General features: G+C 69.7%; 19 protein-coding genes. 9 read left to right on the forward strand and 10 right to left on the reverse strand.

The window, feature by feature from the left end; all coding sequences use genetic code 11:
• Nucleotides 1–232 precede the first annotated feature (232 nt).
• Complete coding sequence (locus RGI145_RS24890) at nucleotides 233–1,933, forward strand: FkbM family methyltransferase (protein ID WP_075797070.1); 1,701 nt, start codon at nucleotides 233–235, stop codon at nucleotides 1,931–1,933.
• Between the two features lie 15 nt (nucleotides 1,934–1,948).
• Nucleotides 1,949–5,680, forward strand: a complete 3,732-nt coding sequence (locus RGI145_RS02320; protein ID WP_075797071.1) for a glycosyltransferase — start codon at nucleotides 1,949–1,951, stop codon at nucleotides 5,678–5,680.
• A gap of 15 nt (nucleotides 5,681–5,695) precedes the next feature.
• Here RGI145_RS02320 and RGI145_RS02325 read toward each other — a convergent pair whose 3' ends face one another.
• From RGI145_RS02325 to thrC, 9 genes are all read right to left on the reverse strand, one after another.
• Complete coding sequence (locus tag RGI145_RS02325; protein WP_083670304.1) at nucleotides 5,696–7,048, reverse strand: TldD/PmbA family protein; 1,353 nt, start codon at nucleotides 7,046–7,048, stop codon at nucleotides 5,696–5,698.
• 23 nt (nucleotides 7,049–7,071) lie between these two features.
• Entirely contained in the window at nucleotides 7,072–8,337 is a 1,266-nt protein-coding gene (locus RGI145_RS02330; protein WP_075797073.1) for a M16 family metallopeptidase, read from the reverse strand.
• 160 nt (nucleotides 8,338–8,497) lie between these two features.
• Complete coding sequence (locus RGI145_RS02335; protein ID WP_075797074.1) at nucleotides 8,498–9,091, reverse strand: IS5/IS1182 family transposase; 594 nt, start codon at nucleotides 9,089–9,091, stop codon at nucleotides 8,498–8,500.
• Between the two features lie 666 nt (nucleotides 9,092–9,757).
• A complete protein-coding gene (locus tag RGI145_RS02340) occupies nucleotides 9,758–10,534 on the reverse strand; it encodes an SMODS domain-containing nucleotidyltransferase (RefSeq protein ID WP_075797075.1) in 777 nt (258 codons plus the stop codon).
• A complete protein-coding gene (locus tag RGI145_RS02345; protein WP_237183171.1) occupies nucleotides 10,534–11,094 on the reverse strand; it encodes an SLATT domain-containing protein in 561 nt (186 codons plus the stop codon). Before RGI145_RS02345 ends, RGI145_RS02340 begins: the two co-directional genes overlap by 1 nt.
• Before the next feature lie 292 nt (nucleotides 11,095–11,386).
• On the reverse strand, nucleotides 11,387–13,222 hold the full coding sequence (locus RGI145_RS02350) for an SLC13 family permease (protein WP_075797077.1): 1,836 nt from the start codon (nucleotides 13,220–13,222) through the stop codon (nucleotides 11,387–11,389).
• 240 nt (nucleotides 13,223–13,462) lie between these two features.
• Nucleotides 13,463–16,282, reverse strand: coding sequence for a Calx-beta domain-containing protein (locus tag RGI145_RS02355; protein WP_075797078.1), 2,820 nt, complete (start codon nucleotides 16,280–16,282; stop codon nucleotides 13,463–13,465).
• 134 nt (nucleotides 16,283–16,416) lie between these two features.
• Nucleotides 16,417–16,944: a phenolic acid decarboxylase gene (locus RGI145_RS02360; RefSeq protein WP_075797079.1), complete on the reverse strand. Its 528-nt coding sequence runs from the start codon at nucleotides 16,942–16,944 to the stop codon at nucleotides 16,417–16,419.
• A 237-nt stretch (nucleotides 16,945–17,181) separates the two neighbouring features.
• Nucleotides 17,182–18,588 (reverse strand): threonine synthase, encoded by a 1,407-nt coding sequence (thrC, locus tag RGI145_RS02365; protein WP_075797080.1) that lies wholly within the window; start codon nucleotides 18,586–18,588, stop codon nucleotides 17,182–17,184.
• Between the two features lie 253 nt (nucleotides 18,589–18,841).
• Here thrC and RGI145_RS02370 point away from each other — a divergent pair, with 253 nt between their 5' ends.
• The 7 genes from RGI145_RS02370 (at nucleotide 18,842) to RGI145_RS02400 (ending at nucleotide 25,931) form a co-directional block, all read left to right on the forward strand.
• Nucleotides 18,842–19,921 (forward strand): acyltransferase family protein, encoded by a 1,080-nt coding sequence (locus RGI145_RS02370; protein WP_075797081.1) that lies wholly within the window; start codon nucleotides 18,842–18,844, stop codon nucleotides 19,919–19,921.
• A 51-nt stretch (nucleotides 19,922–19,972) separates the two neighbouring features.
• The gene (locus tag RGI145_RS02375) at nucleotides 19,973–20,659 is read left to right on the forward strand and encodes an MBL fold metallo-hydrolase (RefSeq protein WP_075797082.1); all 687 of its coding nucleotides are present in this window, start codon (nucleotides 19,973–19,975) and stop codon (nucleotides 20,657–20,659) included.
• Nucleotides 20,660–20,802: 143 nt separating this feature from the next.
• The gene (locus tag RGI145_RS02380) at nucleotides 20,803–22,086 is read left to right on the forward strand and encodes a M20/M25/M40 family metallo-hydrolase (protein WP_156878407.1); all 1,284 of its coding nucleotides are present in this window, start codon (nucleotides 20,803–20,805) and stop codon (nucleotides 22,084–22,086) included.
• A 296-nt stretch (nucleotides 22,087–22,382) separates the two neighbouring features.
• Complete coding sequence (locus tag RGI145_RS02385) at nucleotides 22,383–23,360, forward strand: SMP-30/gluconolactonase/LRE family protein (protein WP_075797083.1); 978 nt, start codon at nucleotides 22,383–22,385, stop codon at nucleotides 23,358–23,360.
• Between the two features lie 3 nt (nucleotides 23,361–23,363).
• Nucleotides 23,364–24,062 (forward strand): glutathione S-transferase family protein, encoded by a 699-nt coding sequence (locus tag RGI145_RS02390; RefSeq protein ID WP_075797084.1) that lies wholly within the window; start codon nucleotides 23,364–23,366, stop codon nucleotides 24,060–24,062.
• A complete protein-coding gene (locus RGI145_RS02395; protein WP_208863911.1) occupies nucleotides 23,989–24,807 on the forward strand; it encodes a metallophosphoesterase family protein in 819 nt (272 codons plus the stop codon). Before RGI145_RS02390 ends, RGI145_RS02395 begins: the two co-directional genes overlap by 74 nt.
• 146 nt (nucleotides 24,808–24,953) lie before the next feature.
• Nucleotides 24,954–25,931, forward strand: coding sequence for a Bug family tripartite tricarboxylate transporter substrate binding protein (locus RGI145_RS02400; RefSeq protein WP_237183172.1), 978 nt, complete (start codon nucleotides 24,954–24,956; stop codon nucleotides 25,929–25,931).
• 93 nt (nucleotides 25,932–26,024) lie between these two features.
• On the opposite strand, the gene RGI145_RS02405 is transcribed toward RGI145_RS02400, so the two are convergent.
• Nucleotides 26,025–26,933 carry an SDR family oxidoreductase gene (locus tag RGI145_RS02405; protein WP_075797085.1) on the reverse strand — a complete coding sequence of 303 codons (909 nt, stop codon included), beginning with the start codon at nucleotides 26,931–26,933 and terminating at the stop codon, nucleotides 26,025–26,027.
• Nucleotides 26,934–26,961 lie beyond the last annotated feature (28 nt).

Below are 26,961 nucleotides of genomic sequence, written 5' to 3' on the forward strand. Positions count from 1 at the left end.
TCTGCACGCATCGCGCGACACGGATGTGTCTCCGCAGCCGGGGCGCGATGGCGGCCCGGCGGACATCCTGGCCGCCCCCCCAATCTCCGGCGGGGAGGGATGACAACCTCGTTTCGGGCTGGCACACCTGTCGCGACATCATCGTCGGGCGCGGTTCGCGATCTTCCCGGACCTGTCCTGGTCGCGCTTTCCGCCGGCTCCGCAAGGCGGCGATCCACACATGGGATCTCGGATGGATTTGATTTCCTACGCGCAGAACCAGGAAGACGTCATGCTCTGGCGGGCCCTGCAGCGTGTCGAGAACGGCTTCTACATCGATGTGGGCGCGGCACATCCGGAAGATCTGTCCGTGACGCGGCTGTTCTATGACCACGGATGGTCGGGCATCAATCTCGAGCCGAACAATGCCTACTTCGCCGAGCTCCAGGCCCATCGCGGACGGGACATCAACCTCCCGGTCTGCGCGACGGCCGAACCGGGGGAACGTGTTTTCCACGAGATCCCGGGGACGGGTCTTTCCACCCTTGATACGTCGGTGGCGGAAGAACACGCCCGCAAGGGCTGGGAGCTGAAGGAACGCCGTGTGCCCGGCCTGACGCTGGCGCAGATCTGCGAACAGTACAGGCCCGACGGCCCGATCCACTTCCTGAAGATCGATGTCGAGGGCGGCGAGGCGGAAGTTCTGCAGGGGGCGGATTTCAGCCGCTTCCGGCCCTGGATCCTGCTGATCGAGGCCACGCGCCCGCTTTCACAGGAACCGGATCACGCCGTCTGGGAGAACGGATTGCTGGCGCAAGGCTATCGCTTCGCCTGGTTCGATGGCCTCAACCGCTTCTATGTGGCGGATGAACGGGCTGCGGCGCTGCTGCCGTATTTCACGGTCCAGCCCAATGTCTTCGACGGCTTCCTTCGGGCTGCGGACCTGCTGCAGCGGCACCGGGATTCGGAAACCTACGCGGCCAACGAGCGGGAAGCCCGGCTGCGGGCCGAGGCGGATCGCGACCGCGTGGAACAAGCGCGCCAGAAGGCCGAGGCGGACCGCGACCACGCGGAACAGGCGCGCCAGAAGGCCGAGGCGGATCGTGACCAAGCGGAACAGGCGCGCCGGAAGGCCGAAGCGGATCGCGATCGCGCGGAGATGGCAAGCCAGAAGGCCGAGGAAGCCCATGCCCTTCTGCTGACGGCGCACAAGGCGGCCCTGTCCAGCCTAGAGGAAGCGGGGACGCGCCGGGGCGAAGCGGAACAGCGGGCCTTGTCGCTGCGGGAGAAGATGGCAGGGCTGGAAGAGGCGCTGCGGGACGCGGGGGCGCGCGCCCGTCAGATGGAGCAGAAAGCTGCTGCGGCCGGCGAGCGCGAAAGGAAGGCGCATGCCGAGTACATGGTCCTCCGGGAAACCCTGATCGCGCAGACGGCGTCGGCCGCCGAAGGGACCGGCATCCGCATCGGTCAGGCGCTGGAACATGCGGATGCCGCCCATCGCCGCCTTTCGGAGGTGATGGAGGAGCGCGCGCAACTGGAGGCCCGCCTGCAGGAGGCCGAGCATCGCTATGTCGCGGCGGAAGTGATGAACCGGGCCTATCACACCAGCACGTCCTGGCGCCTCACGCGTCCCTTGCGTGGCGTGATCTATCTGCTGCGCCGCCAGATCGGCCTGAAGGATGTCGGCCTCTACGCCTCGCGCCGCGTGCTGCCCAAGCTTCGCGGAGTCCATGCCGGCGACGATGCGAAGCAGGTGCAGGGCATCACCGAAATGCCGGCGCCGGACGAGACGCCCGCTCTCGCGCTTCCTTTGCCGGAGGTGCCTTCGCCGGCGGAGGCGATGCCGGCGAGGGAGCAGGATCTTTCCCTGCGCGGGCAGTATGTGCGGCGATTGCTCTCGCATCGCCTTTCCTCGGATGCCCGGCAGGGCCATCCCATCATGCCTGCTGGCTGAGACAGGAAGACAGAGTTGCGACTGGTCATCGATCTGCAGGGCGCGCAGGGAAGCAACGCCAAGCGCGGCATCGGGCGCTACTCGCGCGAGCTTGCCCTGGCGATGGTGCGTGCCCCTCGTCAGCACGACGTCGTCGTGGCGCTGAACGGCACGATGCTGGAAACCGCCGAGGATCTTTCGGCGCGCTTCTCGGCCCTTCTTCCTCCCTCCCATCTCCGCTCCTGGTTCTCCACCCCCAGCTCGGCCGGACCTTATGCGGCACAGGCCGCGCGGGTCGTGCGGGCCCAGTTCCTGGCCTCCCTGCAACCCGACATCGTCCATGTCTCGAGCATCTTCGAGGGGCTGGGCGACGGGGCCGTCACCTTCTCGCCGCCCGGCCTCGAAAGGCTGCCGCTGGTCGGCACCTGCTACGACCTGATCCCCCTGATCCGGCACAAGGAGTATCTGGAGGGACAGGGCGTCCTGGCGCCGCACAGGCGCTGGTACTATGCGGGGCTGCACGAGATGTTCCTGGCCGAGGGCCTCCTTGCCATCTCGGAATCGAGCCGCCAGGAAGCCATCACCCATCTGGGCTTCGATGCCGGGAAGGTGTCCAACATCCAGGCGGGAATCGGCCCGGCCTTCCGCCCGCCGGAAACGGATGAGGCCGCGGCCGCGGCGCGGCTGGCGCGCTACGGCGTGCAGGCCCCCTATATCCTCTTCGTCGGCGCCGGTGACCCGCGCAAGAACGAGCAGGGCTTCATCGAGGCCTATGCCCGTCTGCCCGCGGAACTGCGCGCGCTGCATCAACTGGTCCTCGTCGGGCATGTCGACGAGGAGCGCCTTCGCCAGCTCCTGGCGGATGCCGGCACCTCGCCGGAGAAGCTGCGCATCGTCCCCTTCGTCCAGGAGGATGACCTGCCCGTGCTGTACGGGAACTGCGCGGTCTTCGTCTTCCCTTCGCTGCACGAGGGTTTCGGCCTGCCCGCCGCGGAGGCCATGGCCTGCGGCGCCCCGGTCATCGCGAGCAACACGAGCAGCCTGCCGGAAGTGGTGGGCCTGGACGAGGCGCTGTTCGATCCGGCCCGGCCGGCGGAGATCGCCGAGCGCATGGCCCGGGTCCTGCGGGAGCCGGAGTTGCGGCAGCGCCTGTCGGCGCACGGCCTGCAGCAGGCGCGCCGCTTCACCTGGGAGGCCTGTGCCGAGCGTGCCTGGGATGCGCTGGAGCAGATCCAGGATCGCCGCGTCAGGCAGGGCCACGGGCGCGTCACCGCGCTTCAGCCGCTGCCCTCGATGGCTTTCGTCTCACCGCTGCCGCCGCAGGAAAGCGGCATCGCGGATTACAGTCGGAGCCTCCTGCCCGCGCTGTCGCGCCACTACGACATCACCCTGGTGAGCGAGCCGGGGCAGACCGACGATCCGTGGCTGGAAGCGGCCTTCCCGCAACTGGACGCGCAGCGTTTCCTGCAGCGGGACCAGGGCTTCGACCGCGTCCTGTACCAGGCCGGCTGCTCGGACTTCCACACCTTCCAGTATCGCGACCTCCTGCCCGTCCATCCCGGCGTCACCGTCCTGCACGACGCCTTCCTGTCGAATCTCTGGAACTGGCTGGCGCATCACCAGGGAAGGCCCGGCGACTTCCTGGCCCACCTCTACCATTCCCATGGCTATCCCGCGCTTCACTACGAGGCCCGGCACGGGCGCGACGAGGCGGTGAGGCAGTATCCCTGCTGCCTGAACGTGCTGGACCAGTCGCTTTCCCTCATCCAGCACTCCGAGTACGGCCGCACGATCCTGGCCATGCATTTCGGCGCCGGCGTGCGGGACAGGATCAGGATCATCCCCCATCTGGCGCATGCCCGTGTCCGCCCGGAGCGGGAGGCCGCCCGCAAGGCCCTCGGCATCGGCCCGGGGGAGTTCCTGGTCTGCAGCTTCGGCATCGTCTCGCCCGCCAAGATGCCGGGGCGGGTCCTGGAGGCCTGGCGCTCCGTCGCCGGCGGGAACGGACGCCTCGTCTTCGTCGGCACGCTGGCAGGTGAGCCGGAGGGGTTCGCGTTGCGGAACGGCGAGCGGGAGGGCGATGTCACGGTCACCGGCCGCGTCGGGCAGGAGGAATACGACCAGTGGCTGGCGGCGGCGGACATGGCCATCCAGCTTCGCCGGGATTCGCGCGGGGAGACCTCCGGCGCGATCACCGACTGCCTGTGCTTTGGGGTGCCGCTGATCGTGAACCGGCATGGCACGGCGACGGAATTGCCCGATGACTGTGTCTGGAAGCTGCCGGAGCAGTTCTCCACCGAGGCGCTGGGCGAGGCGATCGGGCTGTTGCGCGACGATGCGGAACGGCGCCACGCCCTGGCCCGGGCCGGCAAGGCCTATACCGAGCAGCGGCTTCGCCCGGCCCGGATCGCGCAGGAATACCATGCCGCGATCGAGGCGAGCTATGCGAAGCAGCAACTGCCCTCGCTGGCCGGAGCATCGCTTGGCCTTGCCCGCCTGCGCGCCGCGCCATGGCCCGGGGAGGAGGAACTTTCCGCGGTATCGCAGAGCCTGGAGGCCAGCTTCCGCCCCGCGGCGCCGCGGCGGCGTCTTCTGGTCGATATGTCGGAGATGGCGCGGTTCGATGCACGCTCCGGCATCCAGCGCGTGGTGCGAGAGGTGAGCAACCGCCTCCTGGCCTCGTCCGGCAACTACGGGCGGGTGGAGGCCGTGCGCTTCGATGGCGGCGGCCTGCGCCATGCCCATGAGGCCGCCACGCGGGTCCTGGGCACCCCGCCGCTCCCCCTGGCCGAGGCGCTGCTGGACATGGGCGAAGGCGACACGCTCCTCTGCATCGACCTCAACCCGAAGATGACCGAGGCGGAGTTCACCGACCTGCGGCGGCGCAAGCTGGCGGGCCTGCGGCTCGTGCTGGTGGTCTATGACCTCCTGCCCATGCTGCGCCCGGACTGCTTCCCCGCCGGGATCGTGGAGGTCAGCGCCTGGTACGAGAGGATGCTGTCCATGGCCGACCACGCCATCTGCATCTCGCGCGCCGTGGCGGACGAGCTCTGCGATTGGCTGGACACGGCGGAGATGGTCCGGGACCGGCCGCTGCCGGTCGACTATTTCCATCTGGCCGGCGACTTCAAGGGCGAGGCCGCGACGGGCGAGCCGCCGGGCTCGGTCCTGGCGGCCATGTCCTGCACCGCCCGCCGCCCGACATTCCTGATGACCGGCACGCTGGAGCCGCGGAAGGGCTACAGGCAGGCCGTCGCCGCCTTCGAGCAGCTCTGGGCCGAGGGGGTGGATGTCGGCCTCCTGATCGTCGGCAAGGAGGGCTGGCAGATGTCGGATCTCGCCGAGCACCTGCGCACCCACCCCTATCTCGGCGGCAGGCTGCACTGGCTGGAAGGGGTTCGCGACGTCGATCTGCGGCGGCTCTACGGCATGAGCCATTGCCTGCTGATGGCGTCGGAAGGAGAGGGCTTCGGCCTGCCGCTCGTCGAGGCGGCGCAGACCAGCCTGCCGATCCTGGCACGCGACCTGCCAGTCTTCCAGGAGGTGGCGGGCGAGAACGCGATGTACTTCTCGGGTCTCCGGCCGGAGGACCTGGCCGCCGCCCTGGGACGCTGGCTGGAGGCCCGGGAGAAGGATGAGGTCCCGTCCTCGGCCCGGATCAGGACCCAGGACTGGGACGGGACCGTCCGGCAATTGCTGGACCGCCTCGATGCGAAGCAGCCCTATCGCCTTTGGGCGAAGGGCGCGGCTCCGGCCGGCCCCGCCTGAAATCGGGGCGGGGGGTCAGCCCCCCGCCACCGTCAACCCCTCGATCCGCACCGTCGGGCTGTCCGTGCCGCGGCGGAAGCGGAGGTCGTCGGCCGGGGTCATGGCGAGGAACATCTCGCGCAGGTTGCCGGCGATGGTCAGGCCGCTGACCGGCTCGGCAAGCTGGCCGTCGCGGATCATGAAGCCGGCGGCGCCGCGGCTGTAGTCGCCGGTCAGGGTGTTGACGCCGTGGCCAATCAGCTCGGTGACGTAGAGGCCCTCCCGGATATCGGCCATCAGCGCCTGGGGGGAGAGGGCGCCGGGTTCCAGCCACAGGTTGCTGGGGGCCGGGGAGGGCGGCGAGGACGGGCCGCGCGCGGCGTGGCCGGTGGTGGGCAGGTTGAGTTGCCGGGCGGAGCGGGCGTCCAGGATCCAGCTCCGCAGCGTGCCGTCCTCCACCAGGGCGAGGGAGGCGCCGGGCTGGCCCTCGCCGTCGAAGGGGCGGGAGCGCAGGGCGCGGGGCTTCGTCGGGTCGTCGCGGACGGTCAGGCCGCGGGCCATGACCGGCTGGCCCATGCCGTCCCGCAGGAAGGAGGTGCCGCGCGCCACGGCGGCGCCGTTGAGCGCGCCAACGAGATGGCCGAGCAGCGAGGCGGCGACGCGGGGGGCATAGACCACCGTGCGGCGCGCCGTGGCGGGGCGGGTGGGGTTCAGGCGGCGGACGGCGCGCTCGCCGACCTCGCGGCCCAGCGTGGCGGGATCGTCGAGGTCCGAGAGGTGGACGGTGGAGACGTGGTCATAGTCGCGCTCCATCCCCGTGCCGCTGCCCGCCAGGGCGGTGACGGAGAGGTGGTGGCCGGAGCGGGCATAGGCGCCGGAAAAGCCGGTGGAGGTGACCAGGGCGAATTCGCGGTGCGACCAGCCGGCCTCGGCACCCTCGGAATTGGTGATGCCGGGGATGGCCAGGGCGGCGTCCTCGGCCAGGGCGGCGCGGGCGGTCAGTTCCTCGACATCGGGGCGGGCGCCGCTGGTGAGGTCGAGATCGGGCAGGGTGAACTTCGCCGTGTCGGGCAGGCCGGCGAAGCCGTCCTCCGGCACGGCGCGGGCCATGGCCACGGCGCGTTCGGCCAGGGGCGGAAAGGACAGGGGATCGGTGTCGGTGGTGGAAACGATCGCCTGCCGCCGGCCGGAGCGGCTGTGCAGGAAGACCCGCAGGCCGAGCTCCACGCCCTCGGCACGCTCGATCCGCTCCACCTTGCCGAGACGGCGGGCGACGGAGAGGGCGGTGCCGCGGATCAGCACCGCATCGGCCGAATCCGCCCCGGCCGCCCGCGCGGCGGCGACGAGGTCGCCCAGCCGCGCCAGGTGGCGTTCCGCGGCGCTCTCCATCCGGCCCCCCATCCCGGCGGCGCTCACGCCGCCAGCTTCTCGGCGATGGTGGCGAGGGAGGGCACCTTGCCCATGGGGCCGAGGGCCGCGAGGGTGGGGGTGCCGCGGAAGGCGCGGGCGGCGGCGGCCTGGACCTGTTCCACCGTCACGGCGGCGATCTTCGCCTTGGTTTCCTCGACCGGGATGATGCGGCCATGGACCTGGAGCTGGCGGGCGAGCTGCTCGCAGCGGCTGCCGGTGGATTCCAGGGACATCAGCAGGGAGGCGCGGAGCTGGGCCTTGGCGCGGTTCAGCTCGTCCTCCGTCACGTCGTGCTGGACGCGGCGGAGCTCCTCCAGCGTCACGGGCACGAGTTCCGCGGCCTGATCCTCCCCGGTGCCGGCATAGATCGCGAACATGCCGCTGTCCCGGAAGGGGGAGTGGAAGGAGTAGATGGAATAGACGAGGCCGCGCTTCTCGCGGATCTCCTGGAACAGGCGGGAGGACATGCCGCCGCCCAGCAGGCCCGACATCAGCATGGTCGGGTAGTGCATCGGGTCGCCATAGCCCGGGCCGGGAAAGCCCAGGACGACATGGACCTGATCCAGCTCCCGCTCCTCGCGGAACTCGCCGCCGGTGTAGCGGGCGGGCTCGGCCTCGTGCGTCTCGGCCACCGGCAGGTCGGCGAAGTGGCGGCCGACCATCTCCACCAGCGCTTCGTGCTCCAGCGCCCCGGCGGCCGCGACCACCATGCGGGAGGGGCCGTAGTGGCGGCGCATGTAGTTGCGCAACGCGTCGCGCGGCATCTTCTCGATGATCGAGGAGGGGCCCAAAGTGGGGCGGCCCATGGCCTGGTTGCCGTAGGCGGTGGCCTGGAAGTGGTCGAAGACGATGTCGTCGGGCGTGTCGTTGGCCTGCCCGATCTCCTGCAGGATCACGCCGCGCTCGCGCTCCACCTCCTCCGGCGCGAAGGAGGAATGGGTGAGGATGTCGCCCAGGATGTCGGCGGCCAGCGGCAGGTCGTCCTTCAGCACCTTGGCGTAGTAGGCGGTGTTCTCCCGCGCCGTGTAGGCGTTGAGGTGGCCGCCGACATCCTCGATCTCCCGCGCGATGGCGGCGGCGTCGCGGCGCTCGGTGCCCTTGAAGGCCATGTGCTCCAGGAAGTGGGACACGCCGTTCTCCTCGGCGCGTTCGTCCCGCGTGCCGGCATGGACATAGGCGCCGATCGAGGCGGTCTCCACGCGGGGCATGGTGTCGGAAACGACGGTCAGGCCGTTGGGGAGGCGCGTCAGGCGCACGGCATCGCTCATGGGTTCGGTCGGTCTTCCACTCGTTCGGGGCCCGGCCCGGTCCTGGGCAGGGCGTGCTGGCGTATCGGGGGTAATGTAGGCGCGGTGGCCCGAAACTGCGACGGGGCGAGGCAGAAAGGGCTGATCCGGCCAGTGGGCATGGCGGGCGGCATGGCGGGGGTCAGGCCCAGCGCAGGCGCACGGAGCGCGGGATGCGGGCGCGGCCGGCGGCGGCGCGGTGCAGGGCGGCGAGGCCCCGCAGCAGGCGGCGATACGGGGTGATGGTGCCGTAAGCGCCTGTAAACGGCGGAAGCTTCGTGCGAGCGAGGGTTTGGGACAAATCCGGATCGGGCAGCAGCCAGGGCGGGCCGGGCAGGGCCGCGCGCAAGTCCAGCCGGCGGGCGAGCAGGATGAGGCCGAGGCCCAGGATGCGGTGGGCGCGGCGGGCGGCGCGGCAGATGCGGTGGGCCAGGGCGTGGAGAGGGTGGCCGGGCGGGGTGGTGGCGAGGGCGGTGAGCAGGCGCTGCCACAGGCCGGCATGGGTGAGGCGGCGGAAATAGCGGGCGACCGTGCCGGGATTGCCGAAGCGTTCCGGCAGGGCGGACCAGGGGGCGTGGGTGAGGGCGGCGTGGAAGATGGCGTCGAGGCGGTGGCGGCGGTCGGCGGGGCGGCCGGTGCCGGTAGGGTTGGTGGGGAGGTGGGGGGCGAGGGCGCGCCATTCCGCCTCGGTCATCGGGTGGAAGGGGTGGGGGGCGGGGAGGGGGCTGGGGCGCATCGGGGGAGGATGGCATAGGTGGGTGGAAATAGGCAAGTTTTCCTATTTGTGGGTATGGTGATTTTGCCTTCGCCTTCGCCTGGGGCTGTGGGCTGGTGGTGCCGATCGCCGGGGAGGCGATCCATAAGGTGAGGGGTTGGTCGGGAATGGCCGAGAAGGGTGGTTTGCAGAAGTTCGGCCTTCGTACGGCAAGATCCGGTGATCCTCCAAAAGTGGACATGGAGGCAACCTGCTCAAACCAGCCCACGCGGCATGTAACCCCTTCGAGTTCTCAACATCAGGCTCCTCGACAGGTTGTAGATGATCTCGCTGCGGTGGCGGTCGGAAGCCGTTCCTCAAGATGCCGGCGCGCCCATATTATTTATCGGATCGAGACTGAACTCAGAGGGCGGAACGCCCCTGCGAAAAAAAGGTGACATGAGGTGTCGGAGGGCGTGGCGTCTGGGTTGCAGGCGATTGGGGCATCGGACTCCCTTCTTTGCGTTGCCGATTCCGCCAACCAACGGATCGTTGGCGACGTCGCGCGCGAGACCGTTGCCTCCCTAGGGGGCTATGCCTACCAGATTTACGCCTCCGCGCTGGCTTGGCTAGATCTGCCGCCCGGTTCCGAGTTCCATTGTCGCGCTACAGACGTTGCCGGCGCTGGGAAAGCAGGGACTGAGGACCCTATTCCGGTATCAGCTTCTTCACTTCCGCTTCAGCCATATACGGCATCCCGTCGCGCTCAAGCTCTCGGACTTTGGCAACGATTTTTTTCGCCCGCTCAATCTGGTCCTTACGCCACTGCTCGCTGACGCTGTGGGTGGAGAGATTATCGAAAACCGTGAAGAGGTAGTCTCTCTGGTTGCTCACGCTCCAGTAGCTCAGCGCCATGATCCATTTCTCAAATAAGAACGAATCGAAAATATATCGAGCGTCAGAGTTCCAGAACTTGGCGAGCCGGATCGTTGGCTTGATAAGGTAGGAATTGCTCTTGTTCGTATCTTCCAAGACTTGGTTGAAGTCGTTGGGTTCAGTGTCCTGCCACCCGCCAGAACCATTTGGTATCTGGTAGCCGGAACCCCATGCACGCTTCAAAGCCGGTACCAAATCAAACTTGATGTGGTTCAACTCCAAAACGATAGTCGGGCTCGACTGATATATTTCAGACCGTTGATAGTATGTGCTGACGAAGCGGCGAAGGCGGTCGAGGTAGGTCTGTGGAGTGTAGCCCCCCTCCTTGAAGACAATCATGTAATCAATATCGGATCGCTCATCCATCTTGCGCGGCAAGATGGTGTCGCGGGTGAAGGAGCCGAAGCGGAATTGTTCGGCGAGTTCGCCAGGAAAATGTCGGATCAGCCTGTTCTGCAGGCTCGATGTTGAGATGGCGATAGAGTTTCGCTCATCGGAAGAGAGTACGGCATTGCTAGCGCGTGTTTGCAAGTAGCTCAAGACCGACATCAGGACTTGTTCCTGTCGACGACGTGCGTTGCCTCGCCCTGCTCAATCCCGGCTCGTGCCCTCCTGCGATCACCATCCGAAAACTGCGGGCTCGCTTGGTTCAACTCGTTGCGCCGTTTGGTGAACCCGGAAAGGGCGGCGAGGGCGGCCGGCGCATCGCGAACTTGGTCGACCTCAATCTCCCGAAAGATTCGGGCATCGTTGCGCAGCGTGAGATACTGGTCACCGGCTTTCTTGTGTTCGGAGGCACGCTCTGCTGGTTTGAGGAAGGTCATCAAGGCAGTCAGCACTGCGACGGCACTCGTCATAAGCCCAGCAACCGCGCTGTAGTCTTTGAAGAAAGCGGTACCTGCGAGTGCACTAAGGATAATGGAAGGCACACCGATGAGAGAGTTGTAGCGAGTCCAGCGGGCACTGGCATTGAAATGCGACTTGGCCGAATGAGTGCAGTCCTCTTCTAAGCGCTCGATTTCCGTCTTGATCTTTGCAGGAAGGGCGGCATTCAGCGGCTCGTTCAGCGGAGCCGCTTTCATACCAGTCCTTGGGGCTTCAACGCTCATGGCCCAAGCGTTTCGTGGAAAAGGTTCAGCGAATCGAACATGCCGGCGGAAGAATAACCCAATCCATAGAAGTGTTGCAGGTCTATGCTTGGCTGCATACGACCTTGCGTCAGCGAGCACCAATGTCGTGGAAGGGTCGCTTGCAGCCGCTGGAGCGTCATGCGCTCCAACGCGACCCCGCTGACAGCAAGCGCCAGCTCACCGGGTCCAGGGCGCGCAGCGTCCTGGCCGCCGTTGCGCCGTCCCGGGGGAAGGCAGGGCCTTCCCCCGGGACGGCGCAACGGCGGCCAGATCAACGCAGCGGCAGGACGAGCGGCACCAGCGCCACGCTGACCGCCATCACCAGCACGGCGAGGGGCAGGCCGATGCGGAGGAAGTCGCCGAAGCGGTAGCGGCCCGGGCCCATGACCAGGGTGTTCACCGGGGAGGAGACGGGGGTCATGAAGGCGGCGGAGGAGGCCAGGGCCACGATCATGGCGAAGGGATAGGGGGAGAGGCCGGTTTCCTGCGCGGTGGCGATGGCGACGGGGGTCATGAGGACCGCGGTGGCGGTGTTGGAGATGAAGAGGCCGGTGACGGCGGTCAGGGCGAAGAGGGCCGCCAGCAGGGCATGGGGGCCGGCGGTGCCGACGGTGGCGATCAGCGCGTCGGCGGCGATGGTGATGGCGCCGGTGCGCTGGAGGGCGAGCGAGAAGGGCAGCATGCCGACGATGAGGACCAGGCTGGGCCAGTGGATGGCGCGGTAGGCGCTGTCCATGTCCAGGCAGCGGAAGCCCAGCATCATCAGGCCGGCGACGAGGGCGGCCTGGACGTTCGGGACCAGGCCGCTGACCATGAGCACCACCATGACGGCGAGGCTGAGCAGGGCCTGGGGGGCGCGGGTGGCGGCGGGGGTGAGTTCCTCCAGGTCCTCCGGCTGGTTCAGCAGGAGCAGGTCGCGGCGGCCGCGCTGGGAGCGGCGGATATCCGCCCAGGGGCCGACCACCAGCAGGGAGTCGCCGGTCTGGAGCGGGGTTGCCAGCATGTCCTCGATCACCGGGGCGTTGCCGCGCCGCAGCCCGGCCACGGTGAGGCCGAGGCGGGAGCGCAGCTTCGCCTCCAGCACCGACTTGCCGGCGAGTTCGCCGCCGGGGGTGACGATCATCTCGGCGATGCCGACGGCGCGGGGGCGCTGGGCGAGGTCGGAGCGCTCGATGGGCAGGGGCTGGAGGCCCAGGCGCTGGGCGATCTCCGCCAGTGTTTCCGGCGTGGCGGGCAGTTCCACCAGCAGCTCGTCGCCCGCGCGCAGCACCGTCTCGGCGGTGGGGCTGAAGGTTTCCGTGCCGAAGCGGGCGGGGCGTTCCACGGCCATGACGTTGAGCCCGTGCCGGGCGCGCAGGGCGAGCTTGTCGAGCCGCTGGCCGGCGAGCGAGGAGCCCGCGCGCAGGCGCAGGCGGTGGGCGCGGTCCTGGAGGCGGTAGTCCTCGACGAGCTGGCGCAGGGTGGTGCGCGCGCCGGGCGGGGCGCCGTCCTCGGCCGGGACGCCGGAGAGCCAGCGGCGGGCCAGCAGCATGTAGCCGATGCCGAGCAGGAGGATGGGCAGGCCGAAGGGGGTGAAGCCGAAGAAGCCGAAGCCGGGCAGGCCCTGCCGCGTCAGCTCCGCCTGGACCACGAGGTTGGGGGCGGTGGCGACGAGGGTCATCATCCCGCTGATGAGGGCGGCGGTGCTGAGCGGCATCATGAGCTGGCCGGGCGGGATGCCGAGGCGGGTGCAGATGCGCAGCACCACGGGGATGAAGATCGCGACCACGCCGGTGGAGCTCATCACCGAGCCGGTGAGGCCCACGATCAGCATCAGCAGCGCCATGAGGCGGGTGGGGCTGCCATGGGCGCGGGCGAGGAGCCAGTCGCCGAGCTGGCGGGCGATGCCGGTGCGGACCAGGCCCTCGCCGACGACGAAGAGGGCCGCCACCAGGAGGACGCTGGAATCGCCGAAGCCGGCCAGGGCCTCGGGCACCGTGACGGTGCCGGTGAGCGGCAGGAGGAGGAGCATGAGCAGGGCCACCACATCCGTGCGGGGGCGGCCGGTCACGAACATCGCGATCGCCAGGCCGAGGAGGCCCAGCACCATGGCGAGCGGGGCGGTCATCGGCGGGCCGGAAGGCGATCGCGCCACGAGGTGGAAGAGGGCATGCCGGTCCTTCCGCCGCCGTGGATGGTCCGGCCCGTGGGGGCTCCCTTTGGGTGACCCCTCAAGGTTTCCCCTCAGGGCGCCCCGGCCGGTGCCGGGGCGGAAGGCGGGGCGGCCGGGGACTGGGGCGGGACTATCCCATTCCGCCGCCCGGGTGAACCGGGTGCGGCGATATCAGGGGGGCCGCATCCGCCCCGGTCAGAAGACGAAGTCCACCTGGGCCGGGTTGACCTGCCCGTTGGCCAGGAAGCCGAAGCTGACCTCGCCGTCGCCAGCGATGCCGCCATTCCAGGCCGCGTTGTGGATGATGTAGCCGGTGCTGGTGCGGGACACGATCTCGGCGTTCCAGATCTGGGTGATCTCGCTGCTGATCCGCAGCTCGAACTCCCAGCCGGAGACCGTGGTGGTGCCCTCGTTGTGGACGGTGACGGCGCCCTGGAAGCCGCTGTTCCAGGCATTGGTGACAGCGAAGCTGGCGTCGAGGCCGGTGCCGGTGGAGCCGGTGCCGGTCGAGCCACCGGTCGAGCCACCGGTGGAGGGCGTGCCGTCGTCGTTCAGGATGGTGGCGGTGCCCGTGCCGTCCAGGATGGTGGCGCCGGAGGGGCTGGAGAGGATGAGGGAGAAGGTCTCGTCTGCCTCGGCCGTGCTGTCGGCCTTGATGGCGATGGCGACGGTTTTGCTGGTCTCGCCCGGGGCGAAGGTCAGCTTGCCGGAGAGGGAGGTGAAGTCCTCCGCCGTGGCGGTGCCGGGGGTGGTGCTGAAATCCACCGTGACCTCGCTGGCGGAGGCGGCGGAGAGGGTGACGGTGAAGAGGGCGACATGGGCGTCGCCCGTGGTGCCGGGGGTGGCCGTGCTGCCGTCGAGGCTGAACTGGATCGGCTGCAGCTCCGCCACCTTGGCGGTGTTCACCGAGGTCCAGTCGTCCTGGAGGATGCCGCCGGTGTCGCCGGAATTCGGGTTCCAGGACCACCAGGTCCAGCTGATACCCTGCTGGCCCGCGGCGATGTCGTGGGTGCCGCTGGCGTCGAGGTCGCCGGAGAGATAGGCGGTGATCTTGTCGAGCCAGACGAGGTCCTTGGCGTCGGTCATCTTCGTGCCGAACTCGCCGAGATAGACCGGTGCGATGCCTTCCTTGTAGATGTAGCCCCACATCTGGTCGAATTTCTGGGTCAGCGTGTCGCCGAAATTCGCGCTCTGGAACCAGGGCTGGGCGTAGATCGAATTCGGGTAGTCGTGGGCCGAGTAGACGAGCTTGTTGGCGACATCGAGGGTGACGGGGCGGTCGCGCACGCCCATGAGGTTGCCGCCCCACCAGTAGTTCTGGCCGTCATAGGTGCCGATGCCCTCGACGAAGATCAGCCAGTTCGGGTTGACGCTGCCGATGGCGTTGCCGGCGCGTTCCGCCGCCGCGGCCCAGTCGGTGGCGCTGCCGGTGCCCCAGGTGCCGTTATAGGGTTCGTTGTGCAGGTCGGCGCCGATGACGGTCGGGTCGTCGGCATAGCGGGCGGCCAGCATCTGCCAGTCGCTGATCCACTGCGATTCCGGATGGGTGGCATCGTACCAGAGGCCGTTGCCGGAGGTGCCGGCGCCGGCATCGCTGCGGTGGTGGTCGAGGATGATGCGCAGGCCGATCTGGCCGGCATAGTCCACGATCCGGTCCATGATCTGGAGGCCGGTGAGGCCCTGCAGGTCCGGGTTCTTGCTGAAGTCGATGCCGCTGGGCGTGCCGCCGTGCAGCAGGTCGGTGGAGAAGGGGAGGCGGATGGTGTTGAAGCCCAGATCCACCATCTGGTCCATCATCTCCTTGTAGCCGCGCGCCCAGAGGCCGTGCGGGGCTTCGTTGGAGGATTCCAGGCCGAACCAGTTCACGCCGGCGATCTTCACGATGTCGCCCTCGGCATCGACGATCTGGTTGCCGCGGGTGCTGAACCAGCCGGTGGCGGCGGTGCCGGAACCGGTGCCGGAGGTGCCCGGGTTGCCTTCCGTGACGGAGGTGTCGCTGACGCTGAGCCCGGGCAGGGCAGCGGTGTCGTCGTTCAGGATGGTGCCGGTGGCGGTGCCATGGGCGATGGTGGCGCCGCCGGGCTGGGAGAGGGTGAGGGTGAAGGCCTCGTTGGCCTCCACCGCCGTGTCGCCGAGGATGGCGATGCTGACGGTCTTGCTGGTCTCGCCGGCGGCGAAGGTGAGGGTGCCGGAGGCGGCCGTGTAGTCGCTGCCCGATGTCGCGGTGCCGTCCGCCGTGGCGTAGTGGACGGTGACCGGGGTGCTGCCGGCGGCGGAGAGGCTGACGGTGAAGGAGAGTGCCTTGGTGCCGCTGTTGCCTTCGGTGACGGAGGCGTCGGCGACGGAGAGGGTGGGCAGCGGCGCGGTGTCGTCGTTCAGGATGGTGCCGGTGGCGCTGGCGCGGGCGATGGTGGCGCCGCTCGCGTCGGAGAGGTTGAGCAGGAAGCTCTCATTCGCCTCCACCGCCGTATCGCCGGGGATGGCGATGCTGATGGTCCTGCTGGTCTCGCCGGCGGCGAAGGTGAGGGTGCCGGAGGCGGCGGCGTAGTCGCTGCCGGCCGTCGCGGTGCCGTCCGCCGTCGCGTAGTGGAGGCTGACCGCGCTGGCGGCGGGTTTGGAGAGCGCCACGGTGAAGGTCAGGAGCCTGGTGCCGCTGTCGCCCTCGGTGACCGAGACATCGGCCACGGAGATCGCGGGCGGGACGGCTGGCTCACTGGTGGTGCCGTTCAGGGTCAGGTTGCTGGCCTGGCTGCCGGCGCTGCCGGAGGTGGCCTGGAAGCCGAAGCTGGCCTGGCCATTGGCGGGGACGGTGGCGTTCCAGGAGAGGTTCCGCACGACGTAATGCGTGCCGACATGGCTGACGATCTCGCCGCCCCAGAGGTTGGTGATGGTGAAGGCGGCGTCGAATTCCACGAGCCAGCCGTTCAGGGCGCTGTCGCCGGCCTGGAGGGCCATGTTCGCGACGAAGCCGGCGCCCCAATCGCTAGCGACGTTGTAGGTCAGGGACGAGACCATGCGGGCAGCGATCCGAATCGGGTTGTTTCACCGCATGAGACGTTATTCCCGCAAAAGTTGCAATTCCGGAAACATACTTTTCCGGAACGGGAAGGCCGGACGCCGTCACCAGCCGCTTCGGCCTGTCGCCGCGATCAGTTGCTGCGGTCGAGATAGCCGTCGGGGAGCTGGCCCGGTGCCAGGGAGATGACCTCGTCGTTGTCGGCGCCGCGCTGTTCCATGAAGGTGATCTTCGCGAACTCGCCGATGATCACATAGGGATAGGCGGGGCCGGCATCGCGAAAGCGGTGCATGTCCTCGGTGAACTCGTTCTGGTAGCAGATGGTCTTCTCCGGATGCCCGTCCTTCCCGGCGATCCATTGCGGGAAGAAGATCGTGCCGTGCACGAAGCGGTGCGCCGTGTCGAAGCAAAGGCTGACACAGGTTCCGGTCGGCTCGTGCCAGTCGGCCTTGAAGACCGCGGGGGCGATCTGGACGAGGTTCATCGCCTGGCGCGTGACCCAGCGGCCGCCCACCAGCCCGTGGTGGATGCGGTAGTCGCAGGTCCTCTCGTTGCGGGCATACCACTCGTACTTCCAGCCATTGGCATAGGTGTAGATGAAGTGCGTGCCGACGAAGGACGCGATGCCGGACTGGGGGGTGAAGTCGTCGTTCCCGGGCATGGACGGGCTCCTGGAAGAAGATGTGCGGGGCTGGGGTCCGCAGATGACTTTCCGGGAACGTCCGGCGCTGGTGGGGGGTTAGGGTCCCATCGCTGAATTGTGGGCAGGCGGCCATGACGCCGCGTGCCGGGGCCGGAAGCCATCCCCCCCCCGAGCGCAGCCAGCACTGGCTCCCGGTGCTGGCCGTCAGGGGCACCCATTGCATGGCGAGGCCGGCGGCGTGGGGCCGCCGGGGCGTCAGGCACGGTTGCGGCGCGCGTGGCGGCGGACGGCGGCCTCGACCTGGGCGAGGTCGCCGGGGAGGAGTTCCAGGCGTTCCTCGCGGTTGAAGAGATCGGCGAGGTGCGGGGGGAGGGCGGGGCGGAAGCCAACCGCCTGTTCCGCCGCGTCGGGGAATTTCGCGGGATGGGCTGTGGCAGCGACGATCACCGGGATCGCCGGGTCCTCGGGCGCCAGGGCGCGGGCGGCATGGGTCGCGGTGGCGCTGTGCGGGTCGGGCAGCCAGCCGGTGGCGGCGTGGACGCGGCGCATTTCCTCCAGCGTGCCCGCGTCGTCCAGGGCCACGCCGCGGAAGAGTTCCGCCGCGCGCTGCCAGGCGGCGTCGGGGACGGGCATGCGGCCGGTCTCGCGGAAGCTGCGCATGGCCTGGGCGGTGGCGGCGGGGTCGCGGTCCAGCAGCTCGAAGAGCAGGCGCTCGAAGTTCGAGGAGACCTGGATGTCCATGCTGGGGGAGAGCGAGGGTTCCACCGGCCGGGCGGACATGTCGTTGGCCGTGAAGAAGCGCGGCAGGATGTCGTTGCGGTTGGAGGAGATGATCAGCCGCTCGATCGGCAGCCCCATCTTCCGCGCCGCCCAGGCGGCCAGGACATTGCCGAAATTGCCCGTGGGGACGGAAACGGCGACCGGGCGGTCGGGGGCGCCGAGGGCCAGGGCGGCATAGGCGTAATAGGGGATCTGGGCGGCGACGCGGGCCCAGTTGATGGAGTTCACCGCGGAAAGGTTCATCTCCCGCCGGAAGGGCGCGTCGGCGAACATCGCCTTCACGAGATCCTGGCAGGTGTCGAAATCGCCCTCCACGGCCAGGTTGTGGACGTTGGAGGAAAGGACGGTGGTCATCTGCCGGCGCTGCACCTCGGAGGTGCGGCCCTGCGGGTGCAGGATGACGATGTCGATGTTGGCGCGGTCGCGGCAGGCCTCGATGGCGGCGGAGCCGGTGTCGCCGGAGGTGGCGCCGACGATGGTCACGCGCTCCCCCCGCTCGGCCAGCACATGGTCGAAGAGCCGGCCCAGGAGCTGCATCGCCATGTCCTTGAAGGCGAGCGTCGGGCCGTGGAAGAGCTCCAGCGCGAAGGTGCGGGTGTCGAGCTGCACCAGCGGGGCCACGGCGGGGTGGTTGAAGGAGGCATAGGCTTCCTCCGTCATGCGGCGCAGGGCGGCCTCGGGGATCGTGCCGCCGGTGAAGAGGCCGACAATGCGCGCGGCCAGTTCCGGATAGGGCAGGCCGCGCATCGCGCGCCATTCGGCGGCGGCGAGGGAGGGCCAGGTCTCGGGCACGAAGAGGCCGCCATCCTCGGCCAGGCCGGCGAGCAGGACGCCCGGGAAGTCGCGGGCCGGAGCCTCGCCGCGGGTGGAGACGTATCGCATGGGAGGCAGCGTATAGCCGGGCGGGGCGGCGGATGCCATGCGGGAAGCGGAAGGAGACGGCTGCGGCAGGGGGCGCGCCCGCCCTCCGGACCCGAAGCTCATCCCGGGGGCGGCAGCCGGGCCTGGGCCGGCATGGCGCCGGAAGCATCGGGGCGGTCCGGCATGCCCGCGAAGCCCAGCCCTTCCGGTGCGTATGGCTGCCATCTTTTGGCGGCAGAGGCCGTTACAAGGGCGATATCTGGGTTTTCGCGGCATGGGCAGGGAAAACGGCTTCACGGCGCTGCGGCTCTTCGCGGCGGTTCTGGTGCTCTTCACGCATGGCTATGTGCTGGGCCGTTCCAGCCCCGATCCGGTCATGGTGCTCACGGGGCTGTTGCCGGCCAGCACCTTCGGCGTGGACATGTTCTTCGCGATCAGCGGCTTCCTGATCTGCGGCTCGCTGCGGCGGCAGCCGGACGCGCTGCATTACCTCCGGAACCGGTTCCTGCGGATCTTTCCCGCCCTGCTGGTGGTCTGCCTGCTGTCCGTCTTCGTGCTGGGCCCGTGGCTGACGACGGCGGAGCACTACTGGTCCGAGCCGGGGACCTTCGCCTACCTGCTGAACGCGACGATCTATGTCTGGCAGCCTTTCCTGCCGGGCGTCTTCGCGCAGAACGGCACGGCGGTGGTGAACGGGTCGCTCTGGACGCTGCCGATGGAGACCACCTGCTACCTGCTCCTGCTGCTGATCGGCTGGTGCGGCGCCCTGAACTGGCGGGGCGTGAGCGTGATCGTGCTGGCCGCCTATCTGCTGAACCTGTTCACGGTGTTTCCAAAGGGCGCCACGCTCTTCCAGTATTCCGGCGCGCTGGAGCTCTATCACCTGAACCGGTTCATGATCCTTTTCGCGGGCGGGAGCCTCATCCAGCTCATCGGGCGGCCATGGGCGGTCTCGGCGCCCGTGACGCTCGTGGCGGGCCTGCTGGTCCTGGCGGCGCTGCTGCTGGGCCAGCACGACTGGCGGTACTTCCCGGCCATCTATCTGCTGGCCTGGCCGTGGTTCGTCATCAGTCTGGCCTATCGCCTGAAGGGGCTGAGCGGGCTCGACCGGTTCGACATCTCCTACGGGATCTACCTCTACAGTTTCCCGATGCAGCAGGCCATCATCCAGTGGATGCATGGCGGGGCCGAGCCGATGGTGGTGAACCTGATGGCGCTGGCCGCGACCGTCGTCCTGGCGGGGGCGTCCTGGTTCCTGATCGAACGGCCGGCCCTGTCGCTGAAGGGACGTGCCGTGACCGCGAAGGCCGCTGCCCCGTTGGCCGCGCCGGCCGGTTCCGTGCTGCGGAGCTGAGGCCGGCGGCGGGCCTGTTCACCCCCCGGATGGGGAAGGAGGAGGATTGCCGTGAAGATCACGTTCTACGCGCATGCGAGCTTCCGGCTGGAAGCGGATGGGGTGGTGGTGGTCACCGATCCCTACAAGCCGCCGCTCAGCCGCTTCGACCCGATCGACGAGCCGGCGGACCTCGTGCTGATGAGCTCGGCCACCGACGAGTTCCATTCCGACCCCAGCCACATCCGGGGCGAGCCGGTGGTGATCAACACGCTGGAACTGCCGCCCGAGGGGGTGGAGGTGCTGGGCATCCCGATCCACTCCTTTCCCGCCTATGAGAGCCTGACCTTCGACTTCCAGGCGGCGGCGGGGCGGGACCCGGATGCCAACGCGCTCTACCACTTCACCCTGGGCGGGCTGCGGGTGCTGCATATGGGCGATATCGGCAATCCGGTGGACCCGAAGCAGTTGGAGGCGCTGCGCGGGCAGGTGGACATCCTGCTGGCGCTGACCGGCGCGCATGCGACCATCGCGCTGGACGACCTGGACGCGGCGATCGAGGCCATCGGGCCGAGGGTGATCATCCCGATGCACTACTACAACCCGCGCGGCATCCTGCAGATCGAGCCGGTCGAGACCTTCCTGGCGCGGGTGCCGCCGGAGCGGGTGACGCGGGTCGGCGGGCCGAGCCTGGAGCTGACGCCGGAGACGCTGCCGGCGGATGCACCGCATGTCTATGTGCTGGAGCAGGCGCGCTGAGGGCGTGAGGCGCGCGGCGGGCTTTTCCGGGCGGCGCCGCGCCTGACGGCGCGGGCCTGCGGGGCCGTATCCGTCCGGAGCCGGCCTTGACCGGGCCGGGCAACGGGCGGAGCCTCCGCGCCCGGAATTCCGGAGGCCCTGCCATGAACGACCTGTCCCAACCCGCCATGCCGCCCGCGCTGCGGGGGGCCCTGGTCTCGGCCAGCGGGCAGGAGGTCGCGGGCGAGGTGTCGCGCCTGCTGACCGGGGAGGCCTTCCGCAAGGCGGATGCCTTCGTGCGCCAGGATCATGACCGCACGGTGGAGGAGATCATCCGCATCGCCGAAATCGCCTCCCCGCCCTTCGGCGAGGCGAAGCGGGCGGCGGCCTATATGGAGATGTTGCGGGCCCAGGGGCTCGCGGATGTGGCGCGGGATGCGGAGGGCAACGTTACCGCGCTGCGTCCCGGCACCGATCCGGAGGCCGGGCTGGTGGTGATCTGCTCGCATCTCGACACGGTCTTCCCGGAGGGGACGGACGTGGCCGTCAAGCGCGAGGGCACGGTGCTGCGCGGGCCGGGGGTTGGCGACAACAGCCGTGGCCTCGCCGTGAAGCTCGCCATCCTGCGCGCGCTGGACGCGGCGGGCCTCCGGACCAGGGCGGGCATCCTGGTGCTGGCCTCGGTGGGCGAGGAAGGGGCGGGCGACCTGCGCGGGGTGAAGAGCTTTTTCCGCGAGCATCCGCTGCGCGACCGGGTGGCGGCCTTCATCGCGGTGGACAGCCTGGAGACGGCACGGCTGACCATCGGGGCGGTGGGCAGCAAGCGCTACCGCGTCAGCTTCCGTGGGCCGGGCGGGCATTCCTTCGGCGCCTTCGGGCTGGTGAACCCGGTCTTCGCCCTGGCGCGGGCGGCGGACGACCTGTCGCGCATCCGCGTGCCGGCGGTGCCGCGCACCACCTTCTCCATCGGCAAGATCGGCGGAGGCACCTCGATCAACGCCATCCCGGAGGAGGCCTGGATGGAGGTGGACCTGCGCTCCGAATCCGCGGAGGCGCTGGCGGCGCTGGAGGAGCGTTTCCTGGCCACGCTGCCGCAGGCGGCGGCGGACGAGGACGCGGCGCGCGACGTGAAGCGCGGCGGCATCCAGGTGGAGGTGAGGCAGGTGGGCGACCGCCCGGCGGGGACGACGCCGCGCGAGGCGCGGATCGTGCGGCTGGCGGAGGCGGTGATCGCGGCGCGGGGCTATGCGCCAAAGCTGGAGGCATCCTCGACCGACAGCAACATCCCGATCAGCCTGGGGATTCCCGCCGTCACCGTGGCCTCGGGCGGCACGGGCGGGCGGGCGCATTCGCTGGAGGAGTGGATCGACGTGGCGCCGGAAGAGAGCGCGAAGGGGATCGCCACGGCGCTGGGCGTCATCGTGTCGGTGGCCGGCCTGGCCGGGTAAGGGCGGGGCGTGGCCGGGATGGGAGAGCGGGCCTTCCGGCCCGCTTCCCGCACGGGTTCCGCGTCAGTGCAGAACGCCGAACAGCCACAGCAGGATGATCACGGGAATCGGGATTCCGATCAGCCACAGAAGGATGCCGCGCATCGTTTCCTCTCGAAATGTCTTCCCGAAGGAAACGTGGCGTTCGCGGCGGCGGTTGCGTCGGGTCCTCGCGGTATTCCGTTCCTCCTCGCCCCCCTGGGGCCGAGCAGGGCAAGGCGGGGAGAACCGGGGAAGGATGGCATGGGGAGGTGGAAATGAGCGGTGAAACGGCGCCGGAGGCGGGCGCGGCGAACGAGACGCCCTGGGTGGCCTCGCCGCGCTATCCGGATGCGCGGCTGCGGGACCTCGACCGGGGATTCGCGAAGTACCGGGTGATGAACGCGGCGGTGGAGAAGCTGTGCGGCGGGTTGCGCTGGGGCGAGGGGCCGGTCTGGTTCGGCGACCACCGCTGCCTGCTGTTTTCCGACATCCCGAACAACCGCATCCTGCGCTGGGACGAGGAGACGGGGGGCGTCACCACCTTCCGCAAGCCGTCGAACTTCGCCAACGGCAATACCCGCGACCGCGAGGGGCGGCTGGTGACCTGCGAGCACGGCGCGCGGCGGGTGACGCGGACGGAGCATGACGGGCGCATCACCGTGATCGCCGACCGTTTCGAGGGGAAGCGGCTGAACTCGCCGAACGACGTGGTGGTGAGGTCGGACGGCACGATCTGGTTCACCGACCCGCTCTTCGGCATCGGCGGCGACTACGAGGGGGAGCGGGCGGAGTCCGAGATCCCGGCCGCCGTGTACCGGGCCGATCCGGCGCGGGGGACGCTGCGCAAGGTGGCGGAAGGCGTGCCGGGGCCGAACGGGCTGGCCTTCTCCCCGGATGAGGGGCTGCTCTACCTCGTCGCCTCGCGCGCCGAGCCGCGGCAGATCCTGAGTTATCCGGTCGGGGCGGACGGGGCCTCGCTGGGCGAGGCGCGGGTGCTGATCGAGGCCGAGGCGGACGGCACGCCGGACGGGTTCCGCGTGGACGAGGACGGCAACCTCTGGTGCGGCTGGGGCATGGGGCGCGACGGGCTGGACGGGGTGCGGGTGTTCAACGCCGGCGGCGCGCCGATCGGGCATATCGACCTGCCGGAACGGGTGGCCAATGTCGCCTTCGGCGGCTGGCGGCGGAACCGGCTGTTCATGGCGGGGTGCCGTTCGCTCTACAGCGTTTTCGTCAACACGCGGGGGTGCTGAGGCATGGCGATCCGTCTGCATGAGCTGTGCGGCAGCGATCCGGCGCGGGTCTTCAGCCCCTATTGCTGGCGGGCGCGGATGGCGCTGCTGCACAAGGGGCTGCCGCATGAGAGCCTGCCCTGGCGCTTCACCGAGAAGGCGGCGATCGCCGATGCGGGCACGGACAAGGTGCCGGTGCTGCGCGACGGGGCGCGGGTGGTGCATGATTCCTGGGCGATCCTGGAGGATCTGGAGGACCGCTACCCCGGCCGCGCCAGCCTGTTCGGCGGCGAGGGCGGGCGGGCGCTGGCGCGCTTCGTGGCGCAGTGGGCGGATACGGTGCTGAACCCGGCGATCGCGGCGCTGATCGTGTCCGACATTCCGGCGCTGCTGGATGCGGAGGACCGCGAGTATTTCGTCCGCACGCGCGAGGCCCGCTTCGGCAAGCCGCTGGCGGAGGTGACGGCGGGGCGGGACGAGCGGCTGGAGGGCTTCCGCGCCGCGCTGCTGCCCTTGCGGCGGACGCTGTCGGAGAGGCCTTTCCTGCATGGCGCCACGCCGGGGGCGGGGGACTACATCGCCTTTTCCGGCTTCCAGTGGGCGCGGGTGGTGAGCCCCTTGCCGCTGCTGGCGCCGGAGGATGTGCTGCATGCCTGGCGCGGCCGGCTGCTCGATGCCTTCGGCGGCGTGGCGCGCGCGGTGCCGGCGGCGGATCGGGGCTGATCCGGTGCGGATCGCGGTGCTGGGCGATGTGCATGGCAACCTCGCCGCGTTGAAGGCGGTGCTGCGCGACCTGCGGGCGGCGTCGCCGGATGCCGTGGTGAACCTGGGCGATCTCGTCTCCGGCCCCTTCGACCCGGCGGGGGCGGTCGCGGCGCAGATGGCGCTGGATGCCCATACCATCGCGGGGAACCACGAGCGGCATGTGCTGGAGGGCGGCGAGGGCGCCTCGGATGCCTATGCGCGGGCGCGGCTCTCGGCGGCGCAGCTTCGCTGGATGGCGGATCTCCCCGGCACGCTGTCGCTCCTGGAGGGGCGGGTCTTCGCCTGCCACGGCAGCCCGGCCGGAGGCGATCTGGAATACCTGCTGGAGGATGCGGGCGGCGGGCGGACGCGGCTCGACCGGATCGAGGCGATCCGGCCCCGCCTGGCCGGGATCGGCGCGGCGGAGCTGGTGCTCTGCGCGCACACGCATGTGCCCCGGGCGGTGCGCGTCGATGGTGTGCTGGTGGTCAATCCCGGCAGCGTGGGCATGCCGTGCTACCGCGACGTGAAGCCGGTGCCGCATGCGATGGAAGCGGGGGCGCCGGAGGCGCGCTATGCGCTGGTGGAGCATGGCGCGGGCGGATGGCGGGTGGAGCTGCGGGCCGTGCCCTATGACACCGAGGTGGCGGCGCTCCAGGCCGAGCGGGCTGGGCGGCCGGATCTGGCACATGCGGCGCGCACCGGTTGGTTGCCGCCCGGGTAGGCGGGGCGGGCAGGCAGACCGTGTGACGGTGGTGGCGGGACCCCGATCGGGACGCCGCTTCCGGGGCGGTGGTCCGGAGGCCCGTTGGCACGCTGCATGCCAGGGCGTGTTGCGATAGGCTGGGCCGATATCCGGGGCAGGGATCGATGCTGGGACGACGTGGGCTGGGTTTGGGCGTTCTGGGAGCGGCTTCGCTCGCGGGGGCGGGGCAGGGACGTGCCGCGTCCTGGCCGGAGCATCCCTTGCGCTGGGTGGTGGGCTATCCGCCGGGCGGGGCCTCGGATGTCTTCGCGCGGCTGATCGGCGCGGGGATGGGTACGGCGCTGGGACAGAACGTGGTGGTGGAGAACCGGCCCGGCGGCGGCGCGGTACTGGCCAGCGAGCTGGTGTCCCATGCCGCGCCGGATGGCTACACCTGGCTGCATACGGACAACGGGAACCTCGTCTACAACCCCGCGCTCTACGCGAAGCTGCCCTATGATCCGGATCGCGACCTGACCGGGGTGGGGTTCATCGGACGCTTCCCGCTGTTCCTCGTGGTGCGGCCCGACGATCCGGCGAGGAGCTTCGCGGATTTCCTGGCGGCGGCACCGAAGGACCCGCCGACCTATGGCACGGCGGGCGTGGCCTCGCCGCACCATCTGGCGATGGAGATGCTGCGGCGGCGGGCGGGGAACTTCCCGGCGGTGCACGTGCCCTATCGCGGCGCGCCGGCGGCGATGCAGGACCTGATCGCGGGCAGCGTGGACTGCGTGGTGGTGGATTGCGCGACGGGCATCCCCTTCCTGCGCGACGGCAAGGCGCGGGCGCTGCTGGTGATGGGGGAAGCGCGCTCCCAGGCCGCGCCGGAGGTGCCGACGGCGCTGGAACTCGGCTATGCGGATGCGGTGGCCTATGGCTGGCAGGGGCTGTCGGTGCCGGCGGCCACGCCGCCCGACCTCGTCGCGAAGCTGAACGCCACGCTGAACGGCACCATGCGCAGCGATCTCGTGCAGTCGCGCATGAGCGCCCTGGGCATCGAAACCTCGGCCCTGTCGCCCGCCGAATTCAATGCCTTCGTGGCGAAGGAAAGCGGACGCTGGCGGCCGCTGATCAAGGAACTCGGCATCCGGCTGGACAGCTAGGGCGGATCGCATCCGGGCGATTTCGTCCGGGCGCGATCCGCTCTGGCGGAAGAGGGCGGCCCGCGCCGGATCGCGGACCGCCTCGCGCTTGTCTCAGCCGCCGAAGTAGCCGGGCTGGCCGATATCGGCGAGAAGGCCCGGCTGCGCCGGCGCCCAGCCCAGTTCCGCCCGGGTCCGCTCGCTCGATGTCGGCGCATCCATGCCGGCAAAAGCGGCGAACCAGCCGAAATGCGCGGCGGCTTCCCCAGGGGACAGGGCGGTGACGGGCAGGTCAAGCTGACGGCCGATGGTCCCGGCGATCCCGCGGAACGGCACGCCTTCCTCGGCCACCGCATGATACCGCTTGCCCGGCGCGGAATGGCCACGGGCACCATGCTCGATCGCCAGCCGGAAGGCGCGCGCGGCGTCCAGGCGGTGCACGGCGGGCCAGCGGTTGAGCCCTTCGCCGATATGGGCCGACAGGCCCTTCTCGCGGGCGATGCGATGCAGGATCGGCACGAAGCCATGGTCCCCCTCGCCATGCACCGAAGGCGGCAGGCGCATCACCGCGACGTGCACGCCCTGTGCCGCGAGCGCGGCGGCGGCCTCTTCCGAGGCGCGGGGATAGCGGGGCGTCGGAGGAGGCGGGGTGTCGTCCTCGGTCGCGAGCCGGCCCTCCGCCAGATGTGCCACCCCGGAGGTGACGATCAGGGGGCGGCCGGAGCCCTTCAGCGCGTCGCCGAGCGCCCCGATGGCGCGGCGGTCGGTCTCGCAGTTCTCCTGGAAGCGCGAGAAGTCGTGGATGAAGGCGGTGTGGATGACGCCGTCCGTGGAGGCGGCGCCGCTGCGGAGGCTCCCGGCATCCTCCAGCGAGCCGCGATGCACCTCGGCGCCCATGGCGGCGAGGGCCTGGGCGCCGGCTTCCGAACGGACCATGCCGAGCACCCGGTGCCCGGCGCCGATGAGGTCCCGGACCACGGCGGAACCCACGAAACCCGTCGCGCCGGTCACGAAGATACGCATGGGGCAGTCTCCAGAGCTTGGTCGCGGG

Origin of the sequence: Roseomonas gilardii (assembly GCF_001941945.1) — a bacterium.
GTDB lineage: Bacteria > Pseudomonadota > Alphaproteobacteria > Acetobacterales > Acetobacteraceae > Roseomonas.